The 9,970-nt window shown below is 58.3% G+C and carries 8 protein-coding genes; 7 read left to right on the forward strand and 1 reads right to left on the reverse strand.

The window, feature by feature from the left end; all coding sequences use genetic code 11:
• Positions 1-73: 73 nt before the first annotated feature.
• The 7 genes from MPN20_RS14090 to MPN20_RS14120 are packed head-to-tail and all read left to right on the forward strand — an operon-like array spanning position 74 to position 8,943.
• Positions 74-1,807: a polysaccharide biosynthesis protein gene (locus MPN20_RS14090; RefSeq protein WP_278189930.1), complete on the forward strand. Its 1,734-nt coding sequence runs from the start codon at positions 74-76 to the stop codon at positions 1,805-1,807.
• A complete protein-coding gene (locus MPN20_RS14095) occupies positions 1,807-2,844 on the forward strand; it encodes a hypothetical protein (RefSeq protein WP_242783134.1) in 1,038 nt (345 codons plus the stop codon). Before MPN20_RS14090 ends, MPN20_RS14095 begins: the two co-directional genes overlap by 1 nt.
• Positions 2,841-4,106 carry a glycosyltransferase family 4 protein gene (locus MPN20_RS14100; RefSeq protein ID WP_242783136.1) on the forward strand — a complete coding sequence of 422 codons (1,266 nt, stop codon included), beginning with the start codon at positions 2,841-2,843 and terminating at the stop codon, positions 4,104-4,106. Before MPN20_RS14095 ends, MPN20_RS14100 begins: the two co-directional genes overlap by 4 nt.
• A 56-nt stretch (positions 4,107-4,162) precedes the next feature.
• Entirely contained in the window at positions 4,163-5,842 is a 1,680-nt protein-coding gene (locus MPN20_RS14105) for a glycosyltransferase family 4 protein (RefSeq protein WP_242783138.1), read from the forward strand.
• A 41-nt stretch (positions 5,843-5,883) separates the two neighbouring features.
• Positions 5,884-6,720, forward strand: coding sequence for an ABC transporter permease (locus MPN20_RS14110; protein ID WP_242783140.1), 837 nt, complete (start codon positions 5,884-5,886; stop codon positions 6,718-6,720).
• A complete protein-coding gene (locus tag MPN20_RS14115) occupies positions 6,707-8,050 on the forward strand; it encodes an ABC transporter ATP-binding protein (RefSeq protein WP_242783142.1) in 1,344 nt (447 codons plus the stop codon). Before MPN20_RS14110 ends, MPN20_RS14115 begins: the two co-directional genes overlap by 14 nt.
• A complete protein-coding gene (locus MPN20_RS14120) occupies positions 8,047-8,943 on the forward strand; it encodes a DUF6270 domain-containing protein (protein ID WP_278189928.1) in 897 nt (298 codons plus the stop codon). The genes MPN20_RS14115 and MPN20_RS14120 overlap by 4 nt, the downstream gene beginning before the upstream one ends.
• A gap of 28 nt (positions 8,944-8,971) precedes the next feature.
• Here MPN20_RS14120 and MPN20_RS14125 read toward each other — a convergent pair whose 3' ends face one another.
• Entirely contained in the window at positions 8,972-9,895 is a 924-nt protein-coding gene (locus MPN20_RS14125) for an LCP family protein (RefSeq protein ID WP_242783146.1), read from the reverse strand.
• Positions 9,896-9,970: the final 75 nt, after the last annotated feature.

Here is a 9,970-nt window from a genome sequence, read left to right on the forward strand (position 1 = left end):
CTTCGCTTTCCTTGTCGTGGTGATGACGCTTGTGCGGTACGACTTTCACACTGATCTCGTCAACGCCCCCGGAATGTTCGTCTGCTCCGCGATTGCACTAGTTGTCTTTCTTGTCGGCGGGCCGTTGGCGATTTACCGTGGCCGGTACCGTCGAGGGTCGACTGACCAGTTCGCGGCGATTGTCGGAACAGTCGCTCTTGGTGTCGGAGTAATGTGGGTGGCCGAATTCGCTTTGGCCAGCCAGCTGCTCATCCCGACCAGCGTGCCGATTGCCGCCGGTGCTTTGATGGTTGCAGCCAAGAGTCTCGAGAACTGGGTCCGCAGAAATCTTCGTCAGCGCAGTCTCAGCGCTTCGGGTTCGTCGCGTCCGACAATAGTTGTCGGAGCCGGCAGTCAGGGAATGCTCGCCCTCGACATGATCGCTCACGACTCGCGGAACGAGTACGTTGCAGTCGGTATCCTCGATGACGATCCTGCTAAACGGCATCTTCGCTACAACGGCACGCGGGTGCTGGGACCAATCAGCGACGTCGCCGCTCATGTCGACCGCACCGGTGCCGGTGTCGTCATCATCGCAATTGCCGATCTGCCTCCCGAAGTTCTGTCACAGATCGGCGCCAATCTCGAGTCCCGACTGACTGAGATCAAGATCATGCCGAAGCTCTCGGATTCTGCTACACCGAGAGCGGAACCGGATGCCTACGACGTTGCTGGACTTCGGCATCGAAACTTTCGCGACATCAGCCTCGAAGACCTCATCGGCCGCCAGCCCATCTCGACGAACGTCGATGACATTGCGTCGACGATCACCGGAAGAGTAGTTCTCGTCACCGGGGCAGGTGGATCGATCGGCTCCCAGCTGTGCCGACAGGTCTCCCGCTTCAACCCAGCACGTCTCATCATGACTGATCGAGACGAGTCTGGTCTTCATGCGACGGAGCTCGGGCTGGAAGGTTCAGCCCTGCAAACCAGCGAAGACCTCGTGCTCGGCGACCTCCGTGACGCAGCATTCGTCGATGCTCTCGTCTCCGAGTCAAAGCCCGACATCATCTTTCACGCCGCAGCTCTCAAACATCTCACCTTCCTGGAACGTTTTCCCGAGCAGGCCGTGCGAACAAACGTCGGAGCCAGCCTTGACCTTCTCAAGGCTGCTGTGGCCAACGACGTCGACTCCTTCATCCACATCTCCACGGACAAGGCAGCCGGAGCGACCTCGGTGCTCGGGCGAACAAAATTCTCCATCGAACGCGCGATCGCCTCGGTTGCTGCGGGCACCGGGCAGAGGTATATGTCCGTGCGTTTTGGCAACGTTCTCGGGTCCCGTGGATCCGTACTGGAAACGTTTGTTGCGCAAGTTGCCGCGGATGACCCTGTGACTGTGACCGACCCCGAAGTCACGCGCTATTTCATGACCGCTGACGAAGCGTGTGAACTTGTCCTTCAGGCATCCGCCATCGGCGGACCCGGAGAGACCCTGGTCCTCGATATGGGCGAACCGATCCGCATCGACGACCTTGCCAAGCGCGTGATCGCACTGTCCGGCCGTGCCGATGCTCGTATTGTCTATACTGGTCTGAGGCCAGGAGAGAAGCTGACCGAAGCCCTTCTCGCGCCCGGTGAAGCAGACAGCCGTCCGAATCACCCTCTGATCACCCAAGTGCCAATCACTCCGATTGATCTCGAGAAGCTCAGAGCTCTGGTCGCAGAAGCACGTGATCCGAAGGTGTTCGGCCGTCGCGAGACCCTTCATGAGCACCTGACCGCGCTTCTGGACTCCGAATCTCGAGACACCGGAGCCGGCCACTGATGGGTTTGCAGTCGTTGCTGATCGTCGTCGTGGCCGCCGCGGTCACTGCGATTAGCGCACTCATCGTCTTTCCGATTCTGCGGCGAGCAGGAGTCGTCGACGTGCCGTCTCATCGGTCGTCGCATTCACACTCCACGGTGCGTGGTGGAGGGATCGCAATCGGGTGTGGCACCACTATCGCGACTGCGCTCGCTGCGGCTTGGTATCTTGCCGAACATGGGGCATACGGGCTCGCCAGCATCCTGCTTCCGATCGGGTTTCTGGTACTTACCTGGTGCTATTCAGCTATCGGACTGAGCGATGATCTTGACTCTCTTCGCCCATCTGGTCGATTGGTCGGGCAGCTGGTCCTGGCTCTGATCTTCAGTGCCACTATCGCAATGTTCTCCACTCAGGGACTCGCTCACTTATTGGCTTTCGCAGTCCTCGGTGTCGCCACGGTCAACGCCGTGAACTTCGTCGATGGGCTCAACGGGTACGTGACGGAATGGACGATTGTAACGGCCGGCTGGTTCGCCTTCGTCGGGTCCTGGACTGGCGAAAATGACCTTGCGCTAGTTTCGTTGGCACTGGCAGGTTCGGCAGTCGGCTTCCTCCCATTCAACCTTGGGCGCGCGAAAGCCTTCCTCGGGGACACGGGAAGCTATGGCATAGGCGCCGCCGTTTTCGCACTAGCAGTCTGGCTCTTCGTCCAGGGTGTGCCGATCGTCGTCATCATCGCTCCGACGATTTTTGTCTTCTTCGATGTTGGGTGCACTCTGGTCGTGCGCCTGTTCCGCGGCGAGAACGTGTTGCTGCCTCATCGCACTCACATCTACCAGCGCATTCAGCAGGCCGGTTGGTCACACAATTCGGTCTCCCTCTTCCATGCCTCCTTAAGTGTGCTGGCCTGCTTGCTGGCGGTTCCGACTCTGATAGGTGGAAACACCGCGTCGACCTACCCCGCTCACATATTCTGGGTCCTGTTGCTCGCACTGTATGCCCTGCTCCCGATGTGGCTGAATAGTCGTGCTCGAAAGAGAGAGGTTTCAGCGTGAGGATTCTTCTGATCAGCCACTACTATTGGCCGGAGGTCGGGGCTCCACAACGGCGATGGGCCGCTCTTGTCGGTCATTTCATCGAACAGGGCCATCAGGTTGTCGTAGCGACACCTCATCCGCACTATCCTCATATCGACAGCGACGAATTCTTCAGCTCGAAGGTGGGCCGTCTGCGCGCTCGAGTTCAACCTAAGCTCGGCGGAAGCTGGGAGATGGGAGAGCTCGGAGAACGAATTATCCGTGTGCCCTACTTCCGCACCGGACCATCGATGGTCCGTCAGCTGCTCGATCAGTCGGTGGCATCAGTCGGGGCCGTCGGTGCGATCCTTCGCTTAATGCGAGGCTCGCGGGCCCCCGATGTCGTCATTTCGACGACTCCCGCATTGCCGTTCCTCTTTGCTGGCGACATCGTCGCACGCACTTTGGGAGTGCCGCATGTTGCCGAAGTTCGCGATGTGTGGCCGGACCTCATCACCGATTTGGCGCTGGTGTCGAATGCTAGCGGAGGATATCTGCCGCAGGCAGTGACAACTTACCTCGAACAGGCGCTCCTTCCTGAAATGTTCACAGCGGCGCAGCGTCGTGCCTCCGCCGTCGTGGTCACTACCAAGAGGTTCCAAAACCTTCTGAAGAGACGTGGTATCAACGCCGAGGTCGTTCGCAGCGGCGTCAACAGGTCCGAGCTAGACCAGCCTGCACACAGGAGCTCCGTCCGGACCGGCGACTCGAAACTGCTCTACGTCGGTACCGTGGGCCGCTCGCAGGATTTGACTTCCGCGATTACTGCGGTGTCTCGGGTTCCAGGAATCAGGCTGCGCATTGTCGGCGACGGTGCCGATAGACAGAATCTTGAGGTACTGGCCGAGACTCTAGGCGCACCAGTCGAATTCTTCGAGCAGACCACGGGGCAAGAACTGTCAGAACACTGGGAGTGGGCCGACGCCGGACTGGTCAGCCTTGGTGATGTTCCCTCCCATTCGCTCACGGTGCCATCAAAGTTGTATTCACTTATGGCTCGGCGTGTGCCTATCCTCGGAATAGTCGCGGGGGAAGCCGCTGAGATTATCAGCTCAAACAGGGCAGGAATAGTCGCTCGCCCAGGCGACGTCGATTCAATCATTACGGCGATGCAATCAATGGTCCAAGAAGTTGCGACCCCGAATTCAGCCTCAACAGGGTACCGGTGGGTGACCGAGCACGCCTGCGTCGACGTCATGGGAGCCGAATACGATAGAGTCCTTGAGCAGGTGCGATCATGAACCTTAAGTTTCTTGCTCGCCAGATCGGCAATGCTTTCATCACTACTGTCGGCCACATGAATGAAGACCGTGTGTTCTTCTCTATGCAACTCGCGCGCAGGCTCCCGAAAACCGCGTCGCGGACAGTCGGCCGTCTGCTCGGAAGAGTTCCCGGTGCCGCCACGGCCGCAGCCTCGGCGTGGCTGCTCGGGCAGGAGAGCCGCGCCAAGACCATCATCGAGACAGCTGAAGCGTTGCAACCATCTCGACTGCTCGGAGAGATCGCGCTCAACCTCGGCATGCTCGACGCTGCTGATCGCATCGCGGAATCGCTCGAGTCCGCCGCGCCGCTGCGGTCCCGCATGCTCTGGACCCGAGGAAACATCGACGAGGCGATCAGAGTCTTGCCGGACGGCAAACGAAGGCAGAGGCTATCCGCTGAGCTGAAGTCCATGTCGCCCGGCTGGTGGCCCGACACTGACTCCCACCTCATTGCTCGTCCCGCCGTTCGGCCAGGTTCTGGTGCTGCTGCGTCCCTGCATGTGCTGACGAACTCATTGCCCCACACTCGATCGGGTTACGCCTACCGCAGTCACCTCATCCTCTCCACACTCAAAGACGCCGGGCATCCGGTTGCAGCTGCTACTCGTCCTTCGTACCCGGTGACGGTCGGGCGTCTCAGCCAAAACAATGTCGAATCCGTCGACGGAATCGAATACCTGCGGGACGTACCGTTTCGGCCAGCCACCACGCCCACCGCGCGTCTCAAAGACCAGGCTGAATGGATCGCTGGCCAAGCTTTCGAACGCCAAGTCGACCTGCTTCACACCACCACGCACTACGTCAACGGCCTGGCCACCGGAGCCGCAGCCAGAGCCATTGGACTGCCGTGGGTTTACGAGGTCCGCGGAGTTCTTGAAGAGACTTGGGCCGCTGCTGGCAATACTCCCGCAGAGCGGATGGCTCGCCGGGAAAGCCAGCGCTTCGCCATGATGCGGTCGAAGGAGATCGAAGTCGCATCGGCCGCCGACGCAGTCATCACTCTTGGCGAGACAATGCGTGAGCATCTCATCGCAGGGGGAGTCCCCGCGGAATCGATCACTCTCATCCCAAATTCTATTTCCGAAGCCGTGGTCAACACGGATACAAGCCGTTCGCCGGCTGAGACCCGAGTGAACCTTGACTTGCCTGAGGACGGCGTCTGGGTTGGCACCGCCGCTTCGATCGTCGGCTACGAGGGACTTGACGACCTCGTCGACGCCGTCGCTCTCGCTCGCGAACAGGGCACAGACCTGCGTCTTCTCATCGTTGGAGACGGTATCGCTCTGCCGGAACTGCGGGAACGTGCCGCGATCCTGGGAGAGAACGCCGTCTTCACTGGCCGTCTGCCCCAGGCCAAGGCCATCGAGTATCAACTCGCGCTCGACACCATTGTCGTGCCTCGCAAGGATGAACCTGTCTGTCGTTTGGTCACTCCGATTAAACCAATCGAAGCAATGGGTCTCGGTCGGCCTGTTGTCATCTCAGATCTACCGGCTCTCCGCGAACTGGTGCCGCAATCGGCCGGACTCTGGTCGGCTCCAGAAGATCCTCAAAGTCTTGCTGACGTCCTTGCGGGATTGGCAACCAACGACTCGGCAAGGGAGAATTACGGAAAGAACGGGCGAGAGCACGTGCTCTCAACACGGAGGTGGAAGGAAATCGGTCGACGATATGGGCAGGTCTATTCTCAACTCATGGGGACTGGTGCGAAGTGAGTGAGACGACAAACCCTCTCGGCCTAAATACGATTCCGTCCGTGTCGAGCGAAGGTTTGGTGCCGGTCGGGCGTCGGACCAGCTTGAGTAGTTACCTCGCAGCTTTATGGGGTCGCAGACATTTCATCATCGCGGAATCAAGAGCGAAGATGAGCAGCTCGACTCGAAGAAACCTCTTGGGTTACGCCTGGCTGTTTCTCAACCCTTTGCTGTCCGTCCTCGCTTACTGGTTTATCTTCGGCTATATTCTGCAGACCTCGCGGGGTGTTCCGAACTTTTTGGGGTTCCTAGTCATCGGTGTGTTCTTCTTCGGGTTTACCGGGAAGTGCATGACTGGCGGTACTGGGTCGATCCGCGCGGGCGCTTCGATGATCAAAGGATTTCAGTTTCCCAGAGCCGCCCTGCCGATTTCCACCGTGGTCCGCAACTTCCTTGACTTCATGCCGACGCTGCTGGTTATGGTCGTCATTCTCGCCGTCATTCCACCGTTCGAGGTAATTACCTGGAGGGTGATTCTTATCATCCCCGTAGTCATTCTCCAGACTGTGTTCAATGTTGGATTGGCGTGTTTTTTGGCACGTCTCGGACACAAGATTCCAGACCTCGCCAACTTCATGTCGATACTGAGCAGATTCTGGCTATACGGTTCAGGCGTATTCTTCTCAATCGAAGATCGCTTGGTAGATCATCCGATGCTCCTGGACGCCATGAGGTTCAACCCTGTGCACGCCTACCTGACTCTGGCCCGCAATTCGCTGCTGTATGGCGTTGACTCGGAGCCGTTCCTTTGGGCGGTCGGAACCGTTTGGGCTTTTGGCATGCTCATCGTGGGATTCTTGTTCTTCTGGAGAGGTGAGGAGAGCTATGGTCGACTATGAGATCTTGGATGCGACCATCGTTGCTGAAAACGTTCAGGTTCGATATACCGTAAACACCAACGATCCCGACCAGAGGGCAAAGGGAATTCGCCGTGTCGCGCAGACAATCGTCGGGCGATACGGCCAGACCACTGTTCGGGCGTTGCGTGGTGTGAACTTCGTTGCTCGTGAAGGTGAAATGGTCGGTGTCGTCGGTGCAAATGGTTCCGGCAAGTCGACGTTCCTTCGAAATATTGCTGGAGTCGAGCAACCTGATCGCGGTCGCATTCTTGTCCGCTACCAACCAGTGCTACTCGGCGTTAGCGCCGCTCTGCAACCGTCCCTATCTGGCAGCGAGAACGTTCGTTTAGGGTGCCTCGCAATGGGGCTTTCCCCAGAGGAAGCTACCGAAGCTTACGACTATGTCGTTGAGCTATCGGCACTGGGTGCTGCGATCCACCGACCTATGGGCACGTACTCCTCCGGAATGGGTGCGCGATTGCGTTTTGCGATTGCGTTGGCTGCGCGACCGAAGATTCTGCTCATTGACGAGGCGCTTTCGACCGGAGATGCAACATTCGCCGAACGGAGTGAGCGAGCTATGGACGAAATGCTTGCTCAAGCTGGAACGGTGTTGTTGGTCAACCACGCGGCCAAGGTTATTCAGGAGCTGTGCACTCGCGCTGTGTGGATGCACAAAGGCGAAATACTCATGAATGGTCCTGCCGAGGCAGTTGCTGAGAAGTATCGGTGGTGGGCTTGGAACGTGGCCAAGGGAAACGAAGCTATCTCGGACAAGCTCCTGCACGACGTAGTCAGTAATGCAGTAAAAGAAGAGATCGATGTTCTTGAGCCCGAACTCATCAGAGATCCCATCCCGAGGCACGCCGCTCGATCTACTAAGAAGAAGGCGGCACGGAATGCAAGGCACATCAAGCGTCGTCGAGTATTTGATGACGCCGGAGAACCTCTAATCTCCGACGAAGGAACACAAGATTCACAGGTCTGGCCGAAAGATCTGAGCGTAGATCTCCCAGCAGCTAAGTTTCCGGTACTGCCTAAACCAGCGTCTCAATCGGTAAGCTCGCCACGGCTCAATAGTGGGTCATCTCAGCTGCGGTTGCGCCCACGCGACAGCAAGGTTGTGCTTCGTGCTGAAAACCCTCAAGACCGTGCATCGACAGTGGCGGCGTCGGGTGACCTAACTGGCAGACGACTTAGCTCAAGGGCTCGGGAAATGGCTGACGAGAGATATCACCTTCGTCAGAAACGACGGAATGGTGAACAAGCAGTGGGTGCGCAACTGGATTCTGAGGAAGAGCAAGATCTTTCGAGAGATGCTTTCAAATGAGAGTTGGAATATTCGGGTCGTGTGTCAGCAGAGACACCTGCGAATATATGCAAGATGCTGTCGTGACGGTCTACGTTGCGAGGCATTCAGTAGCGAGCCTCATGTTCCCTCACAAGGAACGAGGGCTGGACGTCGGTGGAATCCACTCCCCATTCCAACAGAGAATGGTGCTCGGCGATCTGCATGGCAGTGGTCTTGACCGCATATCGGGCCACGCAGACGCTCTCGACGTCGTGCTTGTCGACCTCGTCGACGAGCGTCGTGGATATTGGCGTTTCCCTGACGGAACGATGATGACAAATTCCCTCGAGCTGGAGGCCTGTGGCGCTTCAAGGCAAGCCAGGCAGGCAGGGGCTCGTTTGGTGAAATTCGGCACCGACGAGCATTTCGATCAGTGGGTAGTTGGCTTTGACGTGCTAGTCGAGGGGCTGAAGTCGGCGAAATTGCTGAGTCGATCAATATTTATTGATATCGAGTGGGCAGCTGCAATTGAAGGGGCCCAACATCCGCAGAAGGACACGTTGTCCCTGCTCGGCCGTCGGGTGCGACGTCTCCAACGTGGGACAAGAGAAGCAAATAGAAGTCTCTTACGAGGTCAGGGACTTTCTGGTGCCTTGAGGAGTCTGCGACACGTCAGACCTACAGAGGCCGAAGAGTATTCAGACCGCGCATTCGCTGCAAATGCCGACTATTCTCGGTATCGTGAGATTGCTCGGTCGAAGATTCCATCGACCGTGACAAGAACAAGCGAACAGGTCCGAATCGGTCGAGATCACAAATGGGGGCCACAACCGTTCCACTACAGAGACGAGGACTACAGGTCGATCGTGCAAAGCGTCCGCGACCTGGTGGAAAAGTGGGGAACATCGTCGACTGACGCCAAGGCCAAGTGAAACGGCAAAAATGTCGACGCTGCTGGTCTCAGTATCCCAGCGATACCAGGTAGCGGAAGAACTCTGCGAGGTCGGTGCCGGCTAAAGCGTTTTTGAGTGCGGGCGTCGCCTCGGGATCGAAGTCGATAACGACTGTACCGTCCTCCTCACGACGCGAGTTCGTGGGCACGGTGACCATCGCGATGTCGTCACTTTGCAGGGAGCGGAGGCCATTGGCGATCTTGACGAGCTCACCTGTGCTCAGTTCGGCGTTGTGCTGAATGCTCGACGCGAAGTGTCCGAGCACAGCTGCGCCCTTGTTCGGATCCTTGACCAACCCGCCTGATTTGAGTCCCTGAACGAGTGCACGTACAACTGCACGTTGATTACGGGTTCGCGTCTGACCGGCATCATCGACCGGGTCGGCTGCAGTGAAGATCGCCGATGTCGCTCCGTCGAGGTTGTTCGTCCCTTCGACGAAGTCGGTACCGTCCGCGCTGAACTCAGCGCGGCTGTAGATCTGCAGACCACCGAGCTCGTCGATGACGCGCCCGAGTGCGTCCGATTCCAGTTGCGCGATGTGATCGATGCGGATGCCGAGGAACTCCTCAACCATGGCGACGATGACCGGCCACCCGCCCTCGTCGGCAATGGTCGCGAAAGTCTGACCGGCCTCGATCTGAGTGGAGGGATTAAGAACGAGACCTGCTGCGAAGTCGCCGGAGGCGGGAACGTGGATGACCGCGAAAGTGTCACCCTGACTTGATGTTTTCGGGGTCGCCTCGGCTAGGTTTCCGGGATTCGTCACACGAAGCATCAGGGTGCGGGAATCGTCCGCGGCTGGGCGGATGTCTGCGGGCGGGAAGGCCGCCTCGGCGGGGATGGTCTTCGACGCGTCATCGAACTCGGCACGGGCGGCATTGAGGTCCTTGAGAGAACCGATGGCAGAGACCATCTTCGTCAGCTTGGCCATGGCAGTCCTACTTCCTCTGTCCGGTCATTTGGTGCTGGTCTCAATAGTAGCCGCGGGTGGGATCGGTACGCGTAC

Origin of the sequence: Brevibacterium sp. ZH18 (genome assembly GCF_022748595.1) — a bacterium.
Taxonomy (GTDB): domain Bacteria; phylum Actinomycetota; class Actinomycetes; order Actinomycetales; family Brevibacteriaceae; genus Brevibacterium.

What these genes read in the sequence shown, in the direction of transcription:
- MPN20_RS14090 (WP_278189930.1), top strand. Translation starts at nt 74, where the DNA reads ATGTTCGTCTGCTCCGCGATTGCACTAGTTGTCTTTCTTGTCGGCGGG.
- MPN20_RS14095 (WP_242783134.1), top strand. Translation starts at nt 1,807, where the DNA reads ATGGGTTTGCAGTCGTTGCTGATCGTCGTCGTGGCCGCCGCGGTCACT.
- MPN20_RS14105 (WP_242783138.1), top strand. Translation starts at nt 4,163, where the DNA reads ATGAATGAAGACCGTGTGTTCTTCTCTATGCAACTCGCGCGCAGGCTC.
- MPN20_RS14115 (WP_242783142.1), top strand. Translation starts at nt 6,707, where the DNA reads ATGGTCGACTATGAGATCTTGGATGCGACCATCGTTGCTGAAAACGTT.
- MPN20_RS14120 (WP_278189928.1), top strand. Translation starts at nt 8,047, where the DNA reads ATGAGAGTTGGAATATTCGGGTCGTGTGTCAGCAGAGACACCTGCGAA.
- MPN20_RS14125 (WP_242783146.1), bottom strand. Translation starts at nt 9,895, where the DNA reads ATGGCCAAGCTGACGAAGATGGTCTCTGCCATCGGTTCTCTCAAGGAC.